Source organism: Flavobacterium bizetiae, assembly GCF_024271895.1.
Classification (GTDB): domain Bacteria; phylum Bacteroidota; class Bacteroidia; order Flavobacteriales; family Flavobacteriaceae; genus Flavobacterium; species Flavobacterium bizetiae.
The window spans coordinates 3,775,356-3,800,596 of sequence record NZ_CP091861.1 but is presented as its reverse complement, the minus strand read 5'-3'; the positions used below and the strand labels follow the sequence as shown (position 1 = coordinate 3,800,596).

The window sequence follows — 25,241 nt, the reverse complement described above, 5'->3', positions numbered from 1 at the left end:
CTCTTTAAAAGAAACCTAATTTCTTTTTATCGTAAGAAATCAGCATGTTTTTAGTCTGACGATATTGTCCCAACATCATTTTATGATTTTCGCGTCCAATTCCGGATTGTTTATATCCTCCAAAAGGAGCACCGGCAGGATAAGAATGGTATTGGTTGATCCAGACACGACCTGACTGAATCGCTCTCGGAACCTGATAAATTTCATGTGCATCACGCGTCCAGACTCCAGCGCCTAAACCGTACATGGTATCATTCGCGATTTCGATCGCTTCTTCGGTAGTTTTAAATGTGGTAACTGCGAGAACAGGTCCGAAAATTTCTTCCTGAAAAATTCTCATTTTGTTATTACCTTTAAACAAAGTTGGCTTGATGTAATAACCTCCTTCAAGATCTCCGCCTAAATGATTTTCGTCTCCTCCTGTTAAAAGCTCTGCTCCTTCTTCTTTACCTAATTTTATATAAGACATAATTTTTTCTTTCTGAACCAATGAAGTCTGAGCTCCAATCATTGTGGACTTATCCAAAGGATTTCCGGCAATAATAGCCTCAGTTCTTTCGATTACTTTAGCGATAAACTTGTCGTAAATATCTTCGTGAATTAGCAATCTCGACGGACAAGTACAGATTTCACCCTGATTCAAAGCAAATAATACTGCGCCTTCAATAGCTTTATCAAAGAAATCATCATCATGATCCGCTACCGATGGAAAGAAGATATTTGGAGATTTACCTCCCAATTCTAATGTTACCGGAATAATATTTTCTGTAGCGTATTGCATTACCAAACGTCCTGTAGTAGTTGATCCTGTAAATGCTGCTTTGGCTACTTTTTTGTTGGTTACTAACGGACGGCCAAGTTCTGCGCCAAAACCGTTTACGATATTTAAAACTCCCGGAGGCAAAATATCACCTATTAATTCCATTAAAACTAAAATAGAAATTGGCGTGCTTTCTGCCGGTTTCAAAACGATTGTATTTCCTGCGGCCAATGCCGGAGCGATTTTCCAAACCGCCATTAAAATCGGGAAATTCCACGGAATGATCTGTGCAACAACCCCTAAAGGTTCACTTAAAGCAATCGAAACGGTTTGAGAATCAAGTTCTGCAATTGAGCTTTCTTCGGCACGAATAACACCGGCAAAATATCTAAAATGATCTATTGCCAGCGGAATATCTGCCGCTAGTGTTTCACGAATTGGTTTTCCGTTATCAATGGTTTCAACAGTAGCGATATACTCAAGATTGTCTTCTATTTTTTGCGCAATCTTATTTAATAAAATACTTCTTTCGGTTACAGAGGTTTTTCCCCATGTTTTAAAGGCTTCGTAAGCAGCATCAACCGCTATCTCTAAATCTTCTTTGCCGGAATGAGCGGCTTTTGTAAATACTTTTCCATCAATTGGAGAAAGAACATCAAAATATTCTCCTTTTACCGGAGCTGTAAATTTTCCGTTGATATAATTATCATGTTTTACCTTAAATTCAGGTTTTTGTGTGGCAGTGTTCATAATTTGTTTTTTTTGATTCATTTCAAATTTAGTTTCATAAATCGAAACAGAATAGCACTTTTCATTCATCTAGTAGCACAAAAATTACACATTCGTTTTTATAAGCTTATTTTAATAATTAATTAGTAAAATATTAGCATTAAAATTATAAACTACACAATAACAGAGGGTTTTATACAAAATAAAAACAGCTCGAAAAAACCAAATAAATTGTTTCTTACTACCATACGCAATCCTTATATTTGTATCCTTATACAAGAATAAAAAAGTTAACATGAAAATATCTTACAACTGGTTAAAACAATTTATTAAAACAGACTGGACATCTGAGCAAACTTCAGAATTACTTACAGATTTAGGTCTTGAGGTAGAAGTTGTCGAAAAATACCAATCAGTTAAAGGCGGTTTAGAAGGAGTGGTTGTAGGGCACGTACTTACTTGCGAAAAGCACCCTGATGCGGATAGATTAAACATTACAACTGTAAATATTGGTCTTGAAAATCCAATACAAATTGTTTGCGGCGCGGCAAATATTGCAGCCGGACAAAAAGTTCCTGTAGCGACTATAGGGACTGTTTTATACGATAAAGACGGTGGTGAATTCACCATTAAAAAAGGAAAAATTCGCGGACAGGAAAGCCACGGAATGATTTGTGCCGAAGATGAATTAGGTTTAGGTACAAGCCATGACGGAATTATGGTACTTGACGAAAAACTGGTTCCTGGAACAGCAGCTTCAGAAGTTTTTCAAATTGCGAATGATGAAGTATTCGAAATTGGTTTAACTCCAAATCGTGCGGATGCCATGAGCCATCTTGGAACTGCACGTGATTTAAGAGCCGGAATGCTTCAGCGTGGTGTAAACGTAGAATTAATCACACCATCTGTGAGTAATTTTAGAGTAGACATGCGTACTTTAAAAATAGATGTAAATGTCGAAGAGCCTCTTTTAGCACCAAGATATTGCGGTGTAACTATTTCAGGAATTTCTGTTCAGGAATCTCCGGCATGGTTACAAGATCGTTTAAAAGCGATTGGATTAACTCCAAAAAATAATATTGTCGATGTTACTAATTATGTTTTGCATGAATTAGGACAGCCTTTACATGCTTTTGATGCTGCGAAGATTAACGGAAAAGTAATTGTAAAAACACTTCCTGAAGGTACTAAATTTGTGACTTTAGACGATGTTGAAAGAACATTACACAAAGAAGATTTAATGATTTGCGACGAAAAAGGCCCCCTTTGTATTGCAGGAGTTTTTGGAGGAAAAAAATCTGGCGTATCAGACGGTACAACAACAATTTTCTTAGAAAGTGCTTATTTTGATGCTGTAAGTGTTCGTAAAACTGCAAAAAGACATCAATTGAATACGGATGCTTCTTTTAGATTTGAAAGAGGAATTGACCCTACGATTACAGAATATGCATTGAAACGTGCAGCACTATTAATTTTAGAAGTTGCAGGTGGAAAAATAACATCTGATGTTGTAGAAGTTTATCCTAAGAAAATAGAAGATTTTTCAGTTCTATTGAATTTTAGCCATGTGTCTAAAATCATCGGACAGGAAATTCCAAAAGATACGATCAAGAAAATCCTGGTTTCTTTAGATATAAAAGTAAACAGTGTTTCTGATTCTGGTTTAGGATTAACTATTCCTGCTTATCGTGTAGACGTACAGCGCGAAATTGATGTTATAGAAGAGATTTTGAGAGTTTACGGTTATAACAACATTAATTTCTCTAAAAAATTCAATGCAACGGTTTCTAATTCGCCAAGAACTGAAGATTATAAAGTGCAGAATGTAATAGCGTCTCAATTGAATTCGCAAGGATTTCATGAAATGATGGCGAATTCTTTGACCACTGCGGCTTATGCTAAATTGTCGACTGCTTTAAAAGAAGAACATAATGTTACGATGCTAAATCCGCTTAGTAGTGATTTGTCTACTATGCGTCAATCTTTATTGTTCTCAGGTTTAGAAGCGATCTCTTATAATATTAACAGAAGAAATTCTGATTTAAAATTATTCGAATTCGGAAAATCTTACCACAAATATCTTAACGGATACGAAGAGCACAAACATTTGACATTGTTGATTTCCGGAAACAGAAACAAAGAAAGCTGGACGACTCCGCAAAAAACTACTGATTTCTTTTTATTAAAAGGATATGTAAAAGGAATTTTAGCTCGTTTAGGAATTGATAAAATTTCGAATGCTCCGGTACAATCTGATATTTTCTCAGAAGGAACTGCTATTTGCTACAACAATGATACATTGGTAGAAATGGGTGTGATTAAGAAATCAATTCTAAAGCATTTCGGAATCAAACAAGATGTTTATTTTGCTGATTTCAACTGGGATTTGGTTTTAAAAATCATTACAGGAAAAATCAAATATTCTGAAATTCCTAAATATCCTGAAGTTCGCAGAGATTTAGCTTTGTTAATTGACAAGACTACTACTTACGAAAGCATTTTTAACCTTGCTAAGCAAACAGAAAAGTCGCTTTTGAAAGATGTTAACCTATTTGATGTTTACGAAGGAAGCAAGCTTCCTGAGGGCAAAAAATCATACGCATTGAGCTTTACCATTCAGGATAACACAAAAACGCTTACAGACGCTCAAATTGATAAAATCATGTCGAAATTACAACATACTTTTGAGACAGAGCTTGGAGCGACTTTGAGATAAAATCGTTTTATCTAAAATAAAAATCCCAATTTTGAATTATTTCAGAATTGGGATTTTTTTATTTCTATTGCTCTGTCTAAAACTACTAATAAGTAATAGCGGCAAAAATAGGATGCTCTTTAATTTTTTCTCTTCCGTTTAAAAATGTAAGCTCCATCAGGAAATTGCATTGTACAATTACACCGCCTAATTTCTCTACCAGTTCGCAAACCGCTTTAGCCGTCCCTCCTGTCGCTAAAACATCATCGTGAATCAAAACCCTGTCTCCTTTTTTTATTGCGTCTGTGTGCATTTCTAAGCTATCTGTGCCGTATTCTAATTCATAAGTAGCGGAAATGGTATCATAAGGTAGCTTTTTAGGCTTTCGAACCGGAACAAAACCTGCATTTAATTCCTGGGCCAGTAATATCCCAAAGAAAAACCCCCTACTTTCTGCTCCCACCACTTTATCTATTTTTTGTCCTTTTAAAGATTCAACTAAAACAGAAACGGTATTTTTTGTCGCAATTGGGTCATTTAACAGTGGAGTGATATCTTTAAACAAAATTTCTTTTTTTGGAAATCCTTGAATATCACGTATATACTTTTCAATCTTCATTTTTTTTTATTTTTATGTTATTTTATGCTTGTATATCTCACATTTATGCCTATCTTTGCACCCGCAATAAGCAATCAACGAAGTTACAAAAAAATAACTAATTGATAACAAAAAGGCCTCGTGGCGCAACTGAATAGCGCATCTGATTACGGCTCAGAAGGTTACTGGTTTGAATCCAGTCGAGGTCACTTAAGGAGACAACTATATGATAGTTGTCTCTTTTTTTATATACAAATATGTAGGTTTTCCAAGCCTTGACGACCTAAAATTTGTGGTTCGATTTTTTCAAAAGGAATTCTTAGTCTGTTTGAAATAAACAGTCTAAAAGTGGCGTTACCTGAGATTTAATCGGAGCTGGACGATGGTTGGAAGTCCCGTTAAGGATATAGGATTTTTTTCTCTTTTGGTTTATCGTAATTTTTGATACTAAATAAAGTAATTCCAAAATAAATTCAGCATAGTTTCTATCTGCCTGAATGCCTTTTTTGGAAAGAATTATAACGGCTTTTTAGTTAGAAACATTGTAACGATTAACAGATCTAAATACATTATCTAATTTGTTAAGCAAAAAAAAAGCCATTCATGGAATAGCCTTTTTTTTGCTTATTTTTTCTTTCCTTCACCAGGAGGAAAATCTGCTAACATTTTTTTAATGGCGGCAGCAACAAGTTCGTCCGGATTTCCCGGCTTGCTGCTTATCTGCGTATTGCCGATTCCCTGCCAGACCAGTTTACCTGTTTTTGTCGAAACAATATCAATAATAAGGGACCCGTCAACATAGTCGTAGGTATCATAAGTGGTGTTAGCAGAGCCGGCTACCATCGCAGTTCCTCCCCAGTATCTGTACGGGCGGTATCTTCCTCCATAAACATAAGCAGAACCAGTTGTATTGGCTACCACCTCTGTCTTGTTTTTAAGGATTGACACTGCATTTACTTTAACGTCAGGATTCTTAGCGGTTTCAATAAAACCTCTCCCATTCATCTCCGTGCGGATTGCATTGGTAACTCTGTCAACATTGAGCTGGCTCATCTGCCCTTCCTCAGCTTTTAAATCATAAATAGTATAAGTTCTTAATTCTCCAAAATTAGTGTCACGGTCATAATCAGTTGTAACTTTTAAAGAAGGCGAACAGCTGTAAAAAAGTCCGGTTAACAGCAGTAAAATGATTGGGAGTTTAATTTTTGTCGCAGTCATGGCGTAGAATTTAAAAGATTAATATTTTTTATGTATATTTTTGGGTTTCTAAAATTATTCTGATAGATAAAGTTTTTTATCCTTTTTCTGATTTCTGATATGTTATATCCGTTTCGAACTTCTTTCCTGTAGTATGTGCTGTGACGGTCATTCTTTTTTTCTTAATGGCTAAAGTTATTTTTCTGCCGTCCTCATGCTCCAGTTCATAAGTCTTAACTGTTGTCTGTACATCTTTTTTTTCGCTTACAATCTTAAAAATCTGCGGTTCTTTGTAATCTATTCTAACTGTACACTGCTTGATGTTCTCATTAAGCACTACTGCAACATCATGTTTTTCCACTGTACTGTTGCCATCTGCCTTTTTTACATAAATTTTAGCTGTTTCATAATAATGTTCCTGCGAATAAGATACTGCTGCGGTTAATAATAATAAAACGATAAATAATTTACTTTTCATAATCATTGAGTTTAAAAAATTTCTAATGGTGCATGCGGCTTATTATATTTTAAAATGCAGACAGAGCCTTGAAAATCTGTATCTTAAATGTATTTTCAAAAAAAAAAGTTTTAAAATTTATTATAGATACAAAAATAAAAAAGCTGGGTTTTATCAACCCAGCTTTACTGTTGATCTTAGTAATTTAACGCCTTTGATTAAGGTTCGATAAGATTAAACCATACATCGAAATTCTCAATGTTGCCAATGAACTTCTTAAAGGCTTCTTTATTACCTGTGACTTTTAGTACTCCTTTTGATAACAATTGATCTACCGTTACATCCTGCGCTTCACCTGTGAGAGCCATAAGTGCTTTTCTAGGTCCGGTAATTGTGGCAGTAACTTTATCTTTTATCGGGCTTCCAACTCTGGTGCTCACCGTACCATTACTGATTACAAGCCCTACATTCTCATTTGTGTCGGTCAAGTCAAAATTAAAATTGAACTTATCTGTATTTTCTTCAGTCCCTTTGTAACGCATAGCCAGATAGTTGAAAAACATCTCTGAAGACATCCCGTTTACCATATCCGGGTTGGATGCCGAAGAATTTTTAAAAACTTTCTTACCATAGCGAAGCTCCTGTGCCCCGGTCAGATAAAAATTACGCCACGGTCCTGATTCAGCCTGGTATCCCATCTGTTCGTAAGCATCTGCAAGCAGATTTCTGGCTTTCTGATTTTTAGGATCTGCAAAAACAACGTGATTTACTATTTCTGCCACCCAGCGGTATTCTCCTTTATCATAAGACTCTTTCGCTTTTTTCAGAATATTCTCGCTGCCTCCCATTAACTCTACATACTTCTGTCCTTCTTCTACCGGAGGCAGCGGATTTAAGTTAGCGGGATTACCGTCAAAAAAACCAAAGTACAACTGGTACTGCGCTCTTGCATTATGGCTTACCGTTCCGTAGTATCCTCTGTTAGAAAACTGGGTATCGAGCTGCTTAGGCAGTTTTAAAGTGTTCGCGATTTCCACGGGATTCATCCCTTCGTTTGCCAGCCTCACGGTCTGGTCATGTATGAATCTGAAAAGATCTCTCTGGTTTTCCAGAAAATCCACTACTTCAGCATTTCCCCAGGTAGGCCAGTGATGCGATCCAAATGAAAACTGCGCGTCTTTTCCCCATTTATCAATAGCCTTATCAATATACATACTCCATTTCTGGCCGTTTCTCACCTGCGCCCCCCTTAAAGTATAAAGGTTATGAAGCGTATGATTTACAACTTCTGCCTGCATGAAAGCTTTATAATCTGGCAGATAGCACATCATTTCAGCTGGCGCTTCAGATTCGGGTGTATAAACAAACTCAAATTTAATTCCGTCAATTATTTTGGTTTCACCCTCCTTTGAGGAAATAATATCCGTTCCGTCCAGGATTCCTGCAGTTCCCGATGCAGTTGTAGTTCCAAGCCCGGAACCTAAGGAACCTGTAGCACTTTTAGGAAGCAGATTGCCGTACATGTACATTGCTCTTCTGGTCATGGCGTTTCCTGCAATCAGATTTTCGCTTACTGAGTGTTCCAGAAAACCTTCCGGAGCATATATTTTTATTCTGCCCGATTTTACATCATCTTCATTAACCACACCGCGCATTCCTCCAAAATGATCCATATGGCTGTGCGTAACAATCACGGCAGTAACAGGAAGGTCTTCTAAATGTTTCCTAACAAGCCTCATTCCTGCCTCTACTGTTTCTTTAACTGTCAGCGGGTCTATGATAATCCATCCTGTTTTTCCTCTGATCACCGACATATTGGCGAGATCAAATCCTCTGATCTGATAGATTCCTTCGCTTACTTTAAATAACCCGGCCGTCGCGTTAAATCCGCTCTGTCTCCATAAACTCGGATTAACGCTTTCAGGTGCAGTACCTTTAAGGAAATCAAACTGTTTAAAATTATAAAATCTGCCAATAGTATCCTGCGGATAAGCAGCAATTAGACCTTTATTTACATTTTTCAGATCTGTCTGGTCCTTAAAATCCAGATAATCGTACAATGCTTTATTAGCCGCTATAGTGTATGAAGTCGGCGGATTACTTTTTGGTTGATTCTGGGCTGCTGCCGCTGCTGCGAGCATAAGCGAACAGCATAAAATTATTTTTTTCATACTATAATTATTGGTTGTTTTGATTCTGATTTTTTAAGGCCAGCATTGTTTTTTTCATTCCTCCGCCAAAAACATAAGTGTATTTAACAGTGAATAAGGAGCCGTTTGGAGCATAATCATTACCTCCGGCAGCTGTAATGTAATTAATCCCGAACTGATGAAACAGCGAGGGACTGTAATTAAAAGTTCCTCCTACACCTGCTACAGACTGTGAGTCCTCTTGTGCAATCCCGTCTTTTTTCGTTTCTCCTCCTACACGACCCGCAGCATCAGCAGAGATCCAAAATTTCTGGTTGAAATTGTAAACGGCATGCAGTGTTAATCCGTAAAATGCTTTCTGCTCCAGCACCGAAGGAGTGCCTGAGGGAAGAAGATTAGGCAAGGCATTGTTTCGGGTAAAAAATTTAGCATTTAGATAGGCTTCGAAATCCCAGTTATCCACCGGCACCGTTAAAGCTATTTCAGGTTTAAACTGCCAGCGGTTTCCTCCCGGATTGAGAAGCTGAGAGTCCGAATACGATCCTGTAGGCATTGTGACCGCAAGTGACCACGCTAAAGCCAGCTGTTTTTTGGTCTGCAGAAATTGAGGAAAAGAAAGGGCATCACCGCCAATAATATTGGTGCCCAAAACAACCATGATATCACCCATCCCCGATTTATTGGCATTGTAGCCTAAAATATCGGCATCAATATTCACATAGGGAAGCATGACCTGTACCCCTGCAGTTTTTCCTGCAAGATTAAAAAAATTAGCATAACGCACATAACCTATATGCGCATTAATATCAATATCTCTGTTAGGAATTGTAATAGCCCCATCGATTGTGGAATTGGTAGTCTGCAGAAGGTATCCTCCCTGCAGCATTTGCATGCCTATTGGATAATTCTGATAAATTTTAGCCTCGGTAGCATTCTGGCTGACAGCCATCTGAATGGTCATCAGAAAAATTAAAGTAGCGTATAGTTTATTCATAAGCATATGTTTTTCCTAAAATTAAAAAGAAATTATTAAATATAATGCGTACATCACAAAAATTAAACAAAACATCAAACGATCAGTCCCATTCTAACAAATAACACAGAAACAAAACCGAAACACTGTTAATAAGACAATTTACATTTACTTACTTTTTACCATTTACGTAAGAAACTTACAAATGGTTTTAATAAGTTTTATATACCTATGTTTCGTTTAAATCCTAAGTATTATTTTTTCTTAAAATAATAAATAAAATACTTATTTTTAACATTTACACATATTGCCGTTATTTTAGTGGACAAGGATAAATCCGGAAAAGTAAACCTGCAGATTGTTGGTGATGAGGATTTGTACGGTAAAAACTATGTCATTGAACCTAAAACAACAGCGACGGCCGCAGTCACTGCTAACCCTGCTTACAGCGGATCAGATCCAGCCAAAAGCGCTCCTGCTTCACAGGCTGTCGTGGTAGAAAAAGTTCCAGTGGTGCAGTATATCTATTCGCCTGCCTATGTTCCCTACTATCCGCCGTATTATTATGGATACTATCCGCCTTACTATATACCTTTTGCGGCTATATCTGTAGCAGTGTATGCTCATCATCATTACCACCACCATCATCATTATCACGGCGGTCATTACGGAGGAGGCGGTACAGTAATTATTCATAATAAAAATATATATAATAACTATAACATAAACAGAAGCCGATCGAATACTGTTATTACCAATAGAGAAAACGGAAAATACCGCACAGCTGTGAATTCCAGCAGTAGACAGCAGGCAACAAGTTCAGAACAGAGAAGCAGTAAATACAATAAGGGAGCAGCAACACAGACCCGTAAGCACAGCCAGTCATCAAACAGACCTGCAAAAAATTATAGTCAGCCACAGAGATCTTCTGCATTAAAAACAACACCGCATACAGCAGTGAAGAGACCTGTACGTTCGAAAATATAGACCTAAAGGGAGTCTTATAAAAGTATCAGCTCAATTTAATAACAATTAAATAAATTATCCTTCGAACCCTTACGATACATACAAACCGCTTACTAATAAAATTTTAAAATAATTATCTTACAAATTAACTTGAAAATAAGCCAATTTCTTCAAATCATTCATAAAATGATTTGTAAATTGTGAAGTTAACGTCACAAAATTAAAATCCCATTTCGTTAGAAATGGGATTTTTTTTTTATGACTAATCTATACTTTTAACCAATTATCCAAAATCTAGTAGCTTTCAAAAATTGAAACGTATTACAATCTTAATAGACATAATAAATTTATAATTTGGATATAACAGCACACAGAAGGTTTAATATTTAAAACAGTTTTCCTTTTAATGCAAAAAGTAAAAAAAGAAAATCTGCCCAGTAAGATTTCCCCAGTTTGCAATCGTCCTTTTTTGTGGAGGAAGAAATGGGAAAAAGTATGGGATGAAGTTAAATATTGCAGTGATAAATGCAGAAAAAATAAAGTATAATTTATTAATCCCTCAAAATATCTTTTACTATACGCAGAGATGCAGCTTCGGAAAAATCTAAACCGGAATAATCGGGATTTAAACCTCCGATATAAGGTACAGCCATAATGTATAATTTTTTATTATATGCTCCATATTGATCCATAATTTGAAAATTGTCATTAATGGCTATTCCTGAAACATTCAAAAAATAATCGCCATTTTCATCTTTCTCAACTTTCTCAGGATCTGTGGTAAACGCAGTCTGCCCTAGCTCTGAAGATTTAAATTTTAAACGCGCCGGACTAATCGCTTTTTGATCAAGCAGACTCTTGAAAGGGAAATCATCGTAAGACAAATGAGGCTGTCCTACACAGTCTACAAATGTTTTATAATATACAGACCTCTGATTATCATTGGTATCCACAAAATTATATAGAATCCCTCCTTCGTTTTGCGGCTCAACGGTACTGTCATCGCCAACAGGAACAAGATCCAAAACACCAGCCTGATGCAGAGCAAGCAATTCTTCACAAGATTTTTGGGGAACAAATGCAATTACAATGGAAATAAGCGGCATCAGAACTTTTTGAAGCCGCTGCATGTCTTCTGCCGAAAAATATTTAGCGGGATGATTCATCGCAAAACTGAGTACAGCAAGCATTTCTTTCCAGTAAATTGATTCCTGTCTTTTGATAGATTTCTCAGCCTGAACGTATTCAGCTCTTAAAAGCCGGAAAGGATCAAGACGTTCACGCAGTTCCATCATATCAGTTACAAAATCTTCAATTGAAAAATCTTTAATTCGCTGATAAAATTCTGGATCTTTTTCAATAAATATTTCTTTAAAATCCTTTTCAAAAATGAAATCAAGGGATAAAAATCCATCATTACTTTTTCTGTGCAGATCTATTTCTTCCTTAGTTAACAAAGAGTCGTTTGAAAGATGTGAATCTTCTAAATGAAAACGAACAGCAGGAAGCATACCGCTTCTGGAATGCATCATAATTTTAAAATCTGCACTCTCTGGATTTAATTTGAATTTAAGATTGTCTTCAGAATCCTTTTCAAATAATCCGTTGTTCCTTGCCATTGTTCTTATGGCATCAATCGCCGTCAAAGAAGATCCTTTTATAGCAACTGGATGATTAAAATGCTGTACTAATTTTCGGGGCGGATATGGCGCATCATAATAACCGGGAACTTTACCTTCATAACGTATCGGCCAGTTATGTCCTGTGCAGATTACCGCAAAATCAAATTCATGATTACTACCGTTTATAGTTTGCACCGTTACGGTTTGATTTTTAATATCGTAATTAATATCTGTTACAGTGCTTTCAAAATGCACAGCTGTAGCAATTCCTGCTTTCTTTCCTGTTTTACGCAATATTTCAAACTGCGCAGCAAGATAACTTCCAAATAGAAGTCTCGGTACGACTTTATACTCATTAAATTGATCCGGTTTAATATTATATTGTTGAAGTAATTCAGCAGGTGCAGTATAAATCCAATCCGACATGGAAGTTACTATATGCGGTACTTCATTATCGGATACATTGGTGATATGCTCTATATTGGCCCCTTCGGTGCTGTAAGGCATTCCAGATCCAAGCTCCTTTTTTTTCTCAAAAATTGTAATCTCAAAATCATTTGAACCGGATTCGACCAATCTCTTATAAACAAAAAGACCGCTTGGACCTCCACCTAAAATTGCAATGCGTTTTTTTTTACTTTTCGTTTCCATTGATTTTTTGATTTTATTACTTTAATTATAAAAATTCAGAAGCTGCAGAATTATTTATAATTGAATGAGATAATATAAAAATTATTATCTTTTGTAAATTATAAAATACAAATATCAAAAACCACGTAAGCAAGCAGTTACATGATTCAAAAATGAAATTATATAATTACTCTCTTATTAAGAAAGAATAACTTAAAGACTTGAAGGCTTAGGATGAATTATCTCATTTGAGGTGCTTCCAATTTTATTTACAGTCTTTCGAATTCCAATCACCGACAAAGGTTTTTCTATTTCCCAATCAATGCAATACTGGTTTTAGCATATTGGTTAACTGCAATTTTCACATCATCAAAATCAGGTGCTGAGAGTTTTGGCTTATAATTTTTAGAAAATCCAAATCCTTCTGTCGGGTAACCAATTATACTTCGGTCGCATTTTCCGTTATCATTCACGTCTTGATACACAGCAATAGCATAATCACCATCTGGCAAATTTTTGAACGTATAGACCAATTTATTTTCCGCAGCTTTTACTTTTGCAGTGGCAATTTGTGACGCATGATCAAGAAAACCTTTCTCTTTATCATACAATCCAAAAAAAACATATCCTTTACCAGGTTCCACGCCCGTTACTTCAACACTTAAACTATGTTGCGCAAACAGCGACGAATTAACTGCTGCCAGTATTATCAAGCTTATCATTTTAATTTTCATAAGTATTATTATTATTATTTAGGATTTACAATAAAGCCTTTTCTAATTTCTTTTCATCTGATTGATTAAAAAAGTGATTCATCTTTTTGAAATTTCCATTTTTATAAGCGTGATAAGGTTCTGATTGTGAGAGCAGCCATTTTTTTATAATACTTCTAAAAAGGAAAGTGAATTTTTTCTGTAAAGGATGAATTTTCTGGCGGACTATCTCGAAATAATCCTTCAGATTTTGTTGTCGAAAACCTAGAATATTATCTAAATCATCACCATCTTTTAAAATGCCACAGTGAAAATTTTTCTCTGCAAACGCTTTTTTTGGAAAATCAGCTTTCCCTAAGCCAAATTCAGCAAACATTTTATCTAGAAAATATTGATATAAAATTACGCAGTCCTCTCCCCCTCCCAAGTTGAATATTTGCTTTTCTAATTTTTCATGATGTTCAATTGCTTTAGCAAAAGCTCTTCCGGTATCTTGTGGAGTGCAAATTTCAATGGGCGTTTCCAGTGGCATGTGAAACATCAATTTGGATATTTTATGGTTTCCCATAATCGCAGCCAGGCGAAAAATACTCCAAGATAATTTGGATTGTTGAATCAATGACTCGCACAGCAACTTTGTTTCCCCATACTGATCACCGGGACTGGGCTGTAAAATATCAGTGATACTTATTTCGGGATTTTTCATCCGATCACCATAAACCGAAATACTGGAACTAAAAATCAAATAACAATGTGGCGAATTTTTCTCTAAGGCATAAATAAGATTTTCTGTGCCTTTTACATTGACACTGTTAGCTAACTCTGGATTTATATCCGCAAGAGGTGGAATAACCGCCGCTAAATGAATAGCAAAATCCTTATTGTGAGTAGCTTTCAACACTTCTTCTCTATTGCAGATGTCTCCATACACAATCTCAATACGAGAGCTAAAGGGAGCCAGTTTTTTGACCGCTTTTTGGGTTTTTACATCAAAAACCGTTATTTCATAATCTGTATGCTGAACCAAATGCTGCAAGGTTTCTAAACCAACAGTTCCAGATGCGCCAGTTAGCAGTATTCTTTTTCGTAAAGTCTTATTTTCCATTTTTTTTTAATTTAAATAGTCAATCCTTCTGTCTTTAATTTTTAAAGAAGAGCTATATTTGTTATACAATATGTTCCATATTTAGCTTTGTGTTCTTTTAAAGATCACTATGTAAAGCTATTGAAGAGAAATATATTTGTTGTCTCAAAAAAGGCTATTGCTGTGTATTAACGAACAAAAACAAGCGCTTTTGTAGCGTATGTAAAAAAAATTGTGATGGATTTAAGAAAAGACAGAAGGGTTCAGTATACTAAAAAAGTGCTGCGTGAGCAACTATTCAGTTTACTGCAGGAGAAGGAACTCAGCGAAATTACCATTTCCGAATTGTGTAAAACAGCCGATGTTAACCGCAATACATTTTACAGACATTATAATATTCCACTAGATATACTTCTTGAAATAGAAGAAGATGTTTTTGAAAAACTGTCAGCGGTTTTGCGTAAAAGCACCAATATGGACGATGTAATACTGCTCAGCTGCCAGTTATTAGAAAGCGATAAACAGATGAGTAAAATTGTCTTTACCAAAGCGGATGGAAGCGGAATTCTATCGCGAATACTGAGAAGCGTCCGGAATAATTTTCCGGTTGAAAATCAAATAGAACTTACTGCCGAAATAAAGCCTTTTGCTGAAATGGCATACCAATTTGGTGAAAAAGGAAGTATTGCTGTCATCAAAAATTGGATAGAAAATGATTTCGCTATTCCTGCTGAAAGTATTGCTCAAATGATAAGTTATCTGGTAAATAAACTCAATAAATTATAGCAATTTCCATAAGCCATCGCAGAACTATCCGTAGAGATTTTTTATCTCCGACATAACAAAGGTGCTTTGGGTACTCCCTATACTTTCGACCGATCCCAATTTATTAAACACAAAATCCTGATAATGCTTCATGTCTTTGGCAGAAACTTTCATTAAAAAATCGTAATCACCAGAGATATTGTAACATTCTACAACTTCTTCTATTTTCATAATATCACTAACAAACTGATGGCCAATATTACGATCGTGCTGTTTAAGTTTGATATTACAAAAAACAATAAACCCTCTGTTTAGTTTTTCTGCATCAAGGAGTGCTATATATTTTTTAATATAACCATTGTTTTCCAATCTTTTGATCCGCTCAAAAACAGGCGATGCCGAAAGATTTACCATTTTAGCAAGCTCTTTTACAGTGTATTTAGAATTATCGTGCAGTATATTTAATAACTGAAGATCAATATCGTCTATTTGTTCCATAGAATATTACTTTAAACAGGTTTAATTTATTTTTGAATCAGAATAAAATTCTTCAAATATAACCAAAAACAATACAAAAATCTTATTTCACTCAAGTTAAAAACATAAAATACTGCAGCTTTCATCTTCGCAGTATAAAAAATCTAAAAGGTATTATTTTTATAAAAGGGAGCGTTATTCTTAATGCCCTTTATCCAAAAAAAGATAAAGGGCTACGCCGTAAATAAAAACTATACTTCTTTTCGTCGGGCCATACCCTGAGCGATGATACTGGCAGCAATCAATTGCAAGGCATGGTAAAGCATGAGCGGCAGCAATACGATGCCGGTGATGGTACTGTGTTGAAAAAGTACTTTTGACATAACGGTGCCATGCACCAATGACTTTTTAGACCCGCAGAATAACACAGTAATACGATCTTCATCTGAAAAACCAAGTAGGCGGCTGAGTAGTCCGACACAAAAGAATACGGCAAAAAACAACGCCATCATTCCTGCAGCGAGTCCGGCAAGTTCAAGGGCGGTGAACCCCTCAAAAAGATGTTCGGAAAATGACTTGCAAAACGACGTGTAAATAATTGTTAGAATAACTGCCTGATCGAAGTATTTAAGCTGTTTCTTGTATTTTTCGGCCATGACACCTAAACGGGAATTAAGGCTTATTCCAATGATGACAGGCAGCAAGACCTGAAGAATCAACTTTGTGACGATTTGAGTAACATCAAAATCGCCTGTCGCAGAAGCTATAAAAAGCCCGACCCAGAGAGGCGTAACGACTACCCCAATCAAACTGGAAATGCTTGCATTGAAAATGGCTGCCGGAATGTTTCCTTTAGCGATCGAAACCATGACCACCGAAGAGGAAACTGTAGACGGTAATGCTGCCAGAAAAAATACACCCATCCAAAGCAGCTCGAAGCCGTTATTGACAAACAACGGGCGAAATGCCAAAACAATGAGCGGAAAAAATAAAAAGGTGGTCAACTGAACGACAATGTGCATTTTCCAGTTAGAAAGTCCTGCTTTTAGTTTCTCAACACTCAGTCGCATGCCATAAAACAAGAAAATAAAGGAAACACCGGCATTGGCAATCTCCTCAAGCGAAACAGGTTCCTTGACCATGCCTGGCTTTGGCAAAAAATAAGCCATCAAAATCATGGTCGCGATCATTAACAGGAAACCGTCGAAACCTGCTTTTTTTAATACTTGTAATAATTTATTCAATGTGTTTTAAATATTATTTCTCCGTAGAGGCACGGACTCCATTATTAATATATTAAGACTAAATCCCAAGTTCTTTGCGTATAATTTCTGCTCCTGCGCTTAAAGCACTTAATTTACCTCTGGCTATGTTTCGGGATAGCGGGGCCATACCGCAATTTGTAGAAGGGTAAAGATTTTCGGCATCTACAAACTCAAGAGCTTTACGCAGGGTAGCAGCTACTTCTTCTGGCGTTTCAATGGCGTTGGTTGCTACATCAATGGCACCTACCATTACTTTTTTACCGCGAACAAGTTCCATTAAATCTAAAGGTACATTAGAGTTGTGACATTCTAAAGACACTATATCAATTTTAGATTTTTGAATTTTCGGAAAAATTTCTTCGTATTGTCGCCACTCTGAACCTAATGTCTTTTTCCAATCAGTATTTGCCTGTATTCCATAACCATAGCAAATATGAACCGTAGTTTGACAGTGTAAACCTTCAATAGCTCTTTCTAATGCTGCCATTCCCCAATCGTTTACTTCATCAAAGAACACATTAAATGCAGGTTCATCAAACTGGATAATATCTACCCCTGCGTCCTGAAGCTCTCTTGCTTCTTCATTGAGTGCTATCGCAAATTCCCACGCCAATTTTTCACGGCTTTTATAATGGTCATCGTATAAAGTATCGACCATTGTCAGCGGACCTGGCAATGCCCATTTTATAGGCTTATTAGTTTGTTTACGTAAAAATTTAGCGTCTTCAACAAAAACTGCTTTTTGACGTGCAACCTCACCTACAACCACTGGAACACTCGCGTCATAACGGTTACGGATTTTTACTGTTTTACGATTTTCAAAATCTACACCGCTTAAATGCTCGATAAAAGTCGTTACAAAATGCTGGCGTGTCTGCTCGCCGTCACAAATAATATCCAGATCTGCCAATTGTTGTTCCTGCAAAGAAATGCGTAAAGCATCTTGTTTTCCTTCAAGTAGCTGATCGCCTTCTAATTTCCATGGTGACCAAAGTTTTTCGGGTGGTGCAAGCCATGCAGGTTTAGGTAAACTTCCAACAATAGAGGTAGGTAATAATAATTTCTTCATAATAGTATAATTTTAATGCGTTGTAATCAATTAAAGGGTAAAATTAGCAGACCATTGTTCCAGGAGACTTTTGTAAGGCTTAATGAAATGCTCTTCTGCATATTTACCCTGTTCAACAGCCAATCGGCTGCGCTCTTCGCGGTCATAATCCACACGAGTCAGTGAATAATCTTCGTGTTTAAGACTTGGTTGATAGATTTTCCCAGCCACTGAATTTGCATTGTAAATTTCAGGGCGATAAATCTTTTGGAAAGTCTCCATCGTACTAATTGAGCTGATTAATCCAAGATCAGTATAATCAGCAAGCAGATCTCCGGAATGATAAAAAGCCATTGGTGCCACACTATTTGCAGGCATGAAAAAACGAACTTTTAGGCCCATTTTAGAGAAATATTCATCAGTGATAGAATACTGATCCTGCAGATACTCAAAACCCAAAACCGGATGCTGATACTCCGTGCGAGTATACGTTTTGTTGCTCGATACGCTTAGACAAATGATCGGCGACATTTTAAAGTGCTCTTTATAAGTGGTTGAATTGACAAAGCACTTATAAAGTTTTCCGTGCAAATCACCAAAATCTTCAGGAATACAAAAATTAGGTTTATTTTTATTGTGCTCGATCAATAAAATACTGAAATCATAATCACGAACATAAGACGAAAAATTATTTCCGGCAATACCTTCGATATGCTGGTTAGTCTTGCGATCAAAAATATTTGTTTTTAAAACTTCAATCAACGGCAGATTGTTAATACCATTTTTATCATCAATACTCATCGTTACTGTGATGATTTCAAGTTCTACAAGGTAACGATCAGCTTTTGGATTATTTACATAAGCCAATGCATTGAATCGATTGTTAATCATATTTAATGCATTACGTAAGTTTTGTTGGCGATTACCTCCTCTGGCCAGGTTTGCAAAATTGGTTGTCAAACGCGTTTCACTTGAGGGGTGATAGTTTTCATCTAAACAAGTGCTCTTTAGTGTGAATGCAAAATCATTCTGGATTATATTCTGGGTGTTTTCAATATTTTGCTTTTCGTTTATTCCCCTATCTTCTTGTATGTTCGCTTTCATCTGATGATAATGTTTAGTTTTTTTACCCTGCAAATTTGAATATAAAAGATTAAATATTTTTATTTACACATAAATTCAGTTAATTATTCTTTTAATATACATTTTAAAAGATTATTAATCTTTAAACATTTATAATAATGAAGGAAAACAGATAAATATTCTTTTGTGACCCAAGATAATTGACCTGGAACTTCCCAGAGCGCTTTAAAAACTCGAAAAAGAAAACAATATCATTTATATTTGCCAAAAATTAAGACAGACATAGCAATGAATTTGATAGAAAATTTAAAATGGCGCTACGCCACAAAAGCTTACAATAACATCAAAGTAACAGAAGAGAAAGTCGATCAGATCTTAGAGGCTATAAATCTTTCAGCATCTTCTTGCGGTCTGCAATCTTACCGTGTTTTTGTCGTAAGCAATCCGGAAATTCAAAAAAAATTAGGTGCTGATTCGTATAACGGACAGATTAGCTCTTGCTCTCATTTGTTGGTTTTTGCCGCACTAACTGACATGTCTCCGACTTACATTGACGATTATATGGCAATGACAGAAAAGCAAAGAGGTCTTGATGCTGGTGCCTTATCAGGATTTAGAAATGGACTGCATTCCTATTTCAGCACTATTAACGCAGAACAAAAAGCCCATTGGGCGGCCAAACAGGCTTATATTGCACTAGGAACAGCGCTTATTGCTGCGGCAGAATTGAAAGTGGATGCCACTCCTATCGAAGGATTTAATGCTACCAATATCGATGCCGTTTTGGATTTGAAAGAAAAAGGGTTGCATTCTACAGTTATCCTCGCTTTAGGATATCGCGATTCCGAAAAAGACTATATGGCGGCGACGAAAAAAGTTCGTTTGCCTATAGATGAAATGATAACGAAAGTTTACTAATAGTATTAGTTTACAAAATCATAAAAGACAGAAACTAGATATAATAAGCGAATAACTTCAAATCATCTATAAAAGATGTTGAAATTTGCTCTGTTCCTGTCACAAAAATTAAAATCCCATTTCTAACGAAATGGGATTTTTTTTCTTTTATCTTGCCTGTTAACCATCAATAATAACTTTTCGGTGTTTTAATCCCCATTCTGCAAGATCATTTATGATCGTTTTTAATGTCAATCCATAGTCCGTCAGCTGATAATGGATTGTGACAGGCTGCGTATCGAGAACTGTGCGTTTAATTAATTTATTTATTTCCAAATCCCTCAATTCCTTGCTTAACATTTTATTGGAAATCCCGTTTACGTCATTTAAAATATCTGTAAATCTTCTCTTGTTATGATAACAGATCGATGAAATTATAGAAATTTTCCATTTTCCATTCAATATATCCATTGTATCATGGACTGCCATTATCTCTTTTCTGTGCTCAACCTGACATTCGTTACTCATAAGTTACTTTGTTACTCAAACGTTACTGTTACTTTTGGTTACAAAGTAACAAAAATAAACTTAACTGAATTAACTTTGCTCGTATAAATTTAAAATACTAGAAAAATGAATTTCACAAATAAAAATGTTCTCATAACAGGCGGAACTACAGGAATTGGATTAGCAACAGCAAAAGAATTCATAAAATCAGGCGCTAACGTTTGGATCACCGGAAGAAACAGCGAAAATCTTAAAAATGCAGCTGACGAAATTAACAATCCTAATTTGAAAACTATTGTGGTTGATACTGCCAATTTATCTGATCTTTCACTATTAGAAAAAGCTTTTGCAGAAAGCGGAAATAAATTGGATACTCTTTTTTTAAATGCAGGAATCGCAACATTTAGTTCAATAGAAGAAGTAACGGAGGCTGATTTTGATGCGCAGTTTAATACCAATGTCAAAGGTCACTTCTTTACACTTCAAAAACTGCTTCCTCATCTGGCAGAAGGTTCATCCGTAATTTTTACTTCGTCAACCGTTGCGACGGCGGCAAATTTAGGAAGTAGTATTTATTCGGCTACAAAGGGAGCATTAAATAAAATTGCTCAGATCGCGGCAAACGAATTGGCCGGAAGAAAAATTCGTGTCAATATTGTGAGTCCGGGTCCGGTTGCTACACCGGGTCTTCATAAAGCTGTACCCGAAGGCGCGAAAGAATTTCTGGCCAGTGCTACTGCTATGCAGAGATTAGGCGACCCGGCAGAAATCGCGAAAACAGTATTGTTTCTTGCTTCAGATGATGCAAGTTTTATTACCGGAACAGAGCTGTTAGCAGATGGAGGCTACATAAATTATGCTCTAAAATAAATTCATTCCCGGTTACTAAATAACCAGATCGCGCGGATTTATAATCTGTGCCCGCAAAGTATACACTAACATATTAAAAATCTAATTTTTAGTAATATTAGGAGCGGGCACAGATTACAAGTCCGCGCTATCGTTTTATATATCTGAGTGATCGGATTTGTAAAAAAAGCGAAAAGACGAAATAATATTTAAAAAAACTGTTGTTACTAAATAATTTCTTCCAGCTTATAAACCTCTCCCCGCCTATTTTGTAAGCGACTATCATAAATATTAAAGACAATAATAGAACTGTCTTTTTCGCTAGACAATCCGGTAAATGTCCAAAACAAATCCTCAAACTTACAAACCAAATATCCTCTATCATTAAATAAGTAGTCTCCAACAATCTTAAAATTCTGTAAATGTTTAACATCGTTCTCATCCATAGGACGAAGGGCTTCCACGACCTTTTTTGTTAGCTCAACTTTACCATTTTCAAAGAACACTAGTTGATTTTGGTAGATGATACAAAAAAACAAACCACCTGCATGAAGATCAGTATTTGCGATTAAACCTGACTGATACTTTTTATTCATTTCTATTTTCATTAGTCCATTATTAATTAATCATGATAATAAAAAGTTAAACCCTTTTTAATATTGTAGTATTTTTATTTATTTTTGGCTCGCATTAACATTTAACTATTATAGTAATAATTATCAATTAAAATTATTAAAATTCACACTACTAACCGCCAAAACCTCACAAAAAAATTATGAATTTCATAAAATCAAGTCGCTACACTTCAGCAAACCTGTACCAAAAGGTGCTATTACAATTTCTATTTTAGAATTTACAATCTTACTTAAAAACAAATTAAAAAACCAATGGCATTTTTTTCTATTATTCAAAAAATAGAATAGAATATAATAGATCAATAATGCCTTTTTTCAAAAAAAAACACAACCAATTAATGAGACAAACAATACTATTATTATGTTGCTTTCTTTTTTTATCAAATGCTTTACAGGCACAAAAATCAGGTACAGTTAAAGGATATGTTGCAGATACTATAAACAAATCTACTTTAACGAAAGCATCAGTCTCTTTGTTAAGAGCAAAAGATTCTGTTTTAGTAAAATATACACGAGCTAAAGAAAATGGTTCTTTTGAGTTGAATAATATTAAAGCCGGTAAATTTATATTACTGGTTTCTTATCCCAAATATGCTGATTTTGTAGATCAATTTGCTATTGATTCAACAAACCTAATCAAAGATTATGGTAAAATTAATTTGGCTGATAAAGGACGAATATTATCCGAAATAATCATAAAAGGTAATAGAGCCGCCATGAAAATCAAAGGAGATACGTTAGAATTCGATCCAAAAGCATTTAAAATAGAACCTAATGCAAAAGTGGAAGATTTGATCAAACAATTCCCGGGAATACAAATTGATAAGGATGGAAAAATCACCGCTCAAGGCGAAACTGTAACCAAAGTTTTGGTTGATGGTGAAGAATTTTTTGGTGATGATCCTACTCTAGTTACAAAAAATCTACGTGCAGACATGGTTGATAAAGTACAATTGTATGACAAAAAAAGTGATCAGGCCGCTTTTACAGGGATTGATGATGGCCAGAAAACCAAAACTTTAAACGTTAAACTTAAAGAAGACAAAAAAAATGGTCATTTCGGGAAAGTAGAACTCGGAGGAGGAACTGATAATTTTTACAAAGGTCAGGCCATGTTTAATAAGTTTTGGGATAAGAAAAAATTAGCCGCTTATGGAATTTTAGGCAACACAGGACAAGTAGGATTAGGATGGGGAGATAAAGATAAATATGGCCAAAGCAGTTATCAGGTAAGTGATGACGGCGGTATTAATTTTTCAAACAACGGAAATGATGAATTTGATAGTTGGGACGGTCAATTTAATGGTGAAGGAATTCCGGTAACTCAAACTGGAGGAATACATTTTGACAATAAATGGAACAACGATAAAGAATCTATCAATGCAAATTACAAAATTGGCGATATCAAACTTTCAGGAGATCGTAATGATATTAACCAGCAAAATTTAAGTTCCAGCAGCATTTATAATACTTCAGACAAGAGTTTTGAGAAAAACATGACTAAAAACAAACTTGATGTGGCTTATGAAATTAAAATTGATACTACTTTAACTTTAAAATTAAATATCGATGGCTTGTTTAAAAAGAGTAATTCAAGTGACGCAGAAATGCGAAAAGGTACTGACGAACAAGGTAACCAATTGAATAATTTGAAACAGACCAATACAAACGATGTTGATGATCAAACATTTAATATAAATACTTTATTAACCAAAAGACTTAAAAAAACGGGCCGAACATTATCTCTTAATTTAAGCCAATCCAGTACAAATAGCAAAAGTGATGGTTATTTAAATTCCAGAGCTGAATTTTTTACACCATCCGTAATTAGTCCGGATAGCACCAAGGTCGTCGATCAAAATAAAGTCAATAATATTACCAATACAGCTTTTAAATCAAATTTAATCTATACCGAACCCTTGTCTAAAAGTTTATCTTTAATTCTTAATTACGGATTCAATATAAGTAACGGAAAATCGGATCGTAAATCTTTTAATCAATCCGCAGATGGGAATTATAATGTTCTCGATTCAGTTTTTAGTAATAATTATGAATTAGACCAAACTATAAACCAAATTGGAGCGATTTTTAATTACAAAAAAAATAAAACTGTTTTTTCTTTTGGTTCTAAATTTAGCGGTGTCAACTTTAAACAGTACAATGTTTATACAGATGAAAATTTTACGCGAAAATTTGTCAACTACATGCCTCAGATCAACTATCAATATAATTTTAAACAAAGAGAAGCGCTGCGTTTGTCGTATAACGGAAACACCGATCAGCCAACATTAGAACAAATACAACCCATACGAAACAATCAAAATCAGTTGAATACGATTTTGGGTAATCCGGATTTAGATCCTTCTTTTAGAAATAATTTCAGAGGAAGTTATTATTCGTATAAAGTACTTAGCAATCAATATTTTTCGGTTAATGCAACGTACAATTTTACGGTAAATCCAATAATAAGCAATGTGATTACAAATGACAGAGGAGAAAGTATTTCTCAATTTGTAAACCTAAAAGACAAAGCTACAACCGGTTATTTTTTGAATACTAATTTTGGAAAAACAATCAAGGCTATAGACATGAATGCAGGAATTGGTTTCAGTGCCAACAAAAATGTAAACTATAATTACATCAATACAAAACTGAATCAAACCAAAAATTCAAGTTATTCTTTTAATCTAAACTTATCAAAGTATAGAGAAAAAAAATACAATTTTAATGCCAGCTTCGGACCTACTTACAACGTTGCTAATGCAAGCATCAACGAAAATAGTGATAGCGATGGCTGGGGTTTTAATGGAAATTTCTGGAGCAGTGTAGAACTACCTTTCAAACTAGAAATTAGTACCGATGGTAATTATCAATATAACGGAAAAACGCAAGTGATTCAGGAATCTTTTGAACGTTTTATCTGGAATGCATCTGTCACCAAGAAATTTTTAAAAGGAGATAATTTAAGAGTTTCTATAACGGGAAGAGATCTCTTGAACCAAAATGTTGGATTTAATCGTTCTGCCTTTAATGGAAATATCAACCAAAGTACTTATACCACTATCCAAAGATACTTTATGTTCTCTGTAAGCTGGGATTTCAGCAAAATGGGCGGAGGAGAAATTAAACAAAACTAAAACC

22 protein-coding genes and 1 tRNA gene are annotated in these 25,241 nt (G+C 35.3%); 8 read left to right on the top strand and 15 right to left on the bottom strand.

Features of this window, described 5'->3' with window-relative positions; translation table 11 throughout:
* Positions 1-4 precede the first annotated feature (4 nt).
* Positions 5-1,510, bottom strand: a complete 1,506-nt coding sequence (locus L0669_RS16130) for an aldehyde dehydrogenase family protein (protein ID WP_425250457.1) — start codon at positions 1,508-1,510, stop codon at positions 5-7.
* Positions 1,511-1,784: 274 nt separating this feature from the next.
* Here L0669_RS16130 and pheT point away from each other — a divergent pair, with 274 nt between their 5' ends.
* Entirely contained in the window at positions 1,785-4,205 is a 2,421-nt protein-coding gene (gene pheT / locus L0669_RS16125) for a phenylalanine--tRNA ligase subunit beta (RefSeq protein ID WP_263758805.1), read from the top strand.
* An 85-nt stretch (positions 4,206-4,290) separates the two neighbouring features.
* Here the strand turns inward: pheT and L0669_RS16120 are convergent, their stop codons facing one another.
* Positions 4,291-4,803, bottom strand: coding sequence for an adenine phosphoribosyltransferase (locus L0669_RS16120; RefSeq protein ID WP_263758804.1), 513 nt, complete (start codon positions 4,801-4,803; stop codon positions 4,291-4,293).
* Positions 4,804-4,917: 114 nt separating this feature from the next.
* On the opposite strand from L0669_RS16120, the gene L0669_RS16115 reads away from it, so the two are divergent.
* Positions 4,918-4,991 (top strand) — tRNA-Arg (locus L0669_RS16115).
* A 415-nt stretch (positions 4,992-5,406) separates the two neighbouring features.
* Here the strand turns inward: L0669_RS16115 and L0669_RS16110 are convergent.
* The 4 genes from L0669_RS16110 to L0669_RS16095 form a co-directional block, all read right to left on the bottom strand.
* Positions 5,407-6,000, bottom strand: a complete 594-nt coding sequence (locus L0669_RS16110) for a DUF4136 domain-containing protein (RefSeq protein ID WP_263758803.1) — start codon at positions 5,998-6,000, stop codon at positions 5,407-5,409.
* A gap of 76 nt (positions 6,001-6,076) precedes the next feature.
* Positions 6,077-6,457, bottom strand: coding sequence for a hypothetical protein (locus L0669_RS16105; RefSeq protein WP_263758802.1), 381 nt, complete (start codon positions 6,455-6,457; stop codon positions 6,077-6,079).
* Between the two features lie 197 nt (positions 6,458-6,654).
* Positions 6,655-8,607 carry an alkyl/aryl-sulfatase gene (locus L0669_RS16100; protein WP_263758800.1) on the bottom strand — a complete coding sequence of 651 codons (1,953 nt, stop codon included), beginning with the start codon at positions 8,605-8,607 and terminating at the stop codon, positions 6,655-6,657.
* A 7-nt stretch (positions 8,608-8,614) separates the two neighbouring features.
* On the bottom strand, positions 8,615-9,580 hold the full coding sequence (locus L0669_RS16095) for a transporter (RefSeq protein ID WP_263758799.1): 966 nt from the start codon (positions 9,578-9,580) through the stop codon (positions 8,615-8,617).
* 489 nt (positions 9,581-10,069) lie between these two features.
* Between L0669_RS16095 and L0669_RS16090 the strand changes: the two genes are divergently transcribed.
* Both L0669_RS16090 and L0669_RS16085 read left to right on the top strand, forming a co-directional pair.
* Entirely contained in the window at positions 10,070-10,546 is a 477-nt protein-coding gene (locus L0669_RS16090; protein WP_263758797.1) for a hypothetical protein, read from the top strand.
* 385 nt (positions 10,547-10,931) lie between these two features.
* Entirely contained in the window at positions 10,932-11,072 is a 141-nt protein-coding gene (locus tag L0669_RS16085; RefSeq protein ID WP_263758796.1) for a DUF2256 domain-containing protein, read from the top strand.
* Positions 11,073-11,076: 4 nt separating this feature from the next.
* Here L0669_RS16085 and L0669_RS16080 read toward each other — a convergent pair whose 3' ends face one another.
* From L0669_RS16080 to L0669_RS16070, 3 genes are all read right to left on the bottom strand, one after another.
* Complete coding sequence (locus L0669_RS16080) at positions 11,077-12,798, bottom strand: FAD/NAD(P)-binding protein (RefSeq protein ID WP_263758795.1); 1,722 nt, start codon at positions 12,796-12,798, stop codon at positions 11,077-11,079.
* Positions 12,799-13,085: 287 nt separating this feature from the next.
* Positions 13,086-13,511 (bottom strand): DUF2141 domain-containing protein, encoded by a 426-nt coding sequence (locus L0669_RS16075; RefSeq protein WP_263758794.1) that lies wholly within the window; start codon positions 13,509-13,511, stop codon positions 13,086-13,088.
* A gap of 25 nt (positions 13,512-13,536) precedes the next feature.
* Positions 13,537-14,595 carry an NAD-dependent epimerase/dehydratase family protein gene (locus L0669_RS16070; protein ID WP_263758792.1) on the bottom strand — a complete coding sequence of 353 codons (1,059 nt, stop codon included), beginning with the start codon at positions 14,593-14,595 and terminating at the stop codon, positions 13,537-13,539.
* A gap of 216 nt (positions 14,596-14,811) precedes the next feature.
* Here L0669_RS16070 and L0669_RS16065 point away from each other — a divergent pair, with 216 nt between their 5' ends.
* On the top strand, positions 14,812-15,360 hold the full coding sequence (locus L0669_RS16065) for a TetR/AcrR family transcriptional regulator (RefSeq protein ID WP_263758791.1): 549 nt from the start codon (positions 14,812-14,814) through the stop codon (positions 15,358-15,360).
* 24 nt (positions 15,361-15,384) lie between these two features.
* Here the strand turns inward: L0669_RS16065 and L0669_RS16060 are convergent, their stop codons facing one another.
* From L0669_RS16060 to L0669_RS16045, 4 genes are all read right to left on the bottom strand, one after another.
* Positions 15,385-15,837, bottom strand: a complete 453-nt coding sequence (locus L0669_RS16060) for an Lrp/AsnC family transcriptional regulator (protein ID WP_173970314.1) — start codon at positions 15,835-15,837, stop codon at positions 15,385-15,387.
* Positions 15,838-16,067: 230 nt separating this feature from the next.
* Entirely contained in the window at positions 16,068-17,060 is a 993-nt protein-coding gene (locus L0669_RS16055) for a bile acid:sodium symporter family protein (protein WP_263758790.1), read from the bottom strand.
* Between the two features lie 58 nt (positions 17,061-17,118).
* The gene (locus tag L0669_RS16050) at positions 17,119-18,150 is read right to left on the bottom strand and encodes a methionine synthase (protein ID WP_263758789.1); all 1,032 of its coding nucleotides are present in this window, start codon (positions 18,148-18,150) and stop codon (positions 17,119-17,121) included.
* A gap of 30 nt (positions 18,151-18,180) precedes the next feature.
* Positions 18,181-19,233: a DUF1852 domain-containing protein gene (locus L0669_RS16045; protein WP_263758788.1), complete on the bottom strand. Its 1,053-nt coding sequence runs from the start codon at positions 19,231-19,233 to the stop codon at positions 18,181-18,183.
* 267 nt (positions 19,234-19,500) lie between these two features.
* Between L0669_RS16045 and L0669_RS16040 the strand changes: the two genes are divergently transcribed.
* Positions 19,501-20,130, top strand: a complete 630-nt coding sequence (locus tag L0669_RS16040) for a nitroreductase family protein (protein ID WP_263758786.1) — start codon at positions 19,501-19,503, stop codon at positions 20,128-20,130.
* Between the two features lie 159 nt (positions 20,131-20,289).
* On the opposite strand, the gene L0669_RS16035 is transcribed toward L0669_RS16040, so the two are convergent.
* Complete coding sequence (locus L0669_RS16035) at positions 20,290-20,637, bottom strand: winged helix-turn-helix transcriptional regulator (protein ID WP_263758785.1); 348 nt, start codon at positions 20,635-20,637, stop codon at positions 20,290-20,292.
* 105 nt (positions 20,638-20,742) lie between these two features.
* Here L0669_RS16035 and L0669_RS16030 point away from each other — a divergent pair, with 105 nt between their 5' ends.
* Positions 20,743-21,486, top strand: coding sequence for an SDR family oxidoreductase (locus L0669_RS16030; protein ID WP_263758784.1), 744 nt, complete (start codon positions 20,743-20,745; stop codon positions 21,484-21,486).
* A gap of 206 nt (positions 21,487-21,692) precedes the next feature.
* Here L0669_RS16030 and L0669_RS16025 read toward each other — a convergent pair whose 3' ends face one another.
* Positions 21,693-22,073, bottom strand: coding sequence for a hypothetical protein (locus L0669_RS16025; protein WP_263758782.1), 381 nt, complete (start codon positions 22,071-22,073; stop codon positions 21,693-21,695).
* A gap of 365 nt (positions 22,074-22,438) precedes the next feature.
* Here L0669_RS16025 and L0669_RS16020 point away from each other — a divergent pair, with 365 nt between their 5' ends.
* Positions 22,439-25,237 carry an outer membrane beta-barrel family protein gene (locus L0669_RS16020; RefSeq protein ID WP_263758781.1) on the top strand — a complete coding sequence of 933 codons (2,799 nt, stop codon included), beginning with the start codon at positions 22,439-22,441 and terminating at the stop codon, positions 25,235-25,237.
* Positions 25,238-25,241 lie beyond the last annotated feature (4 nt).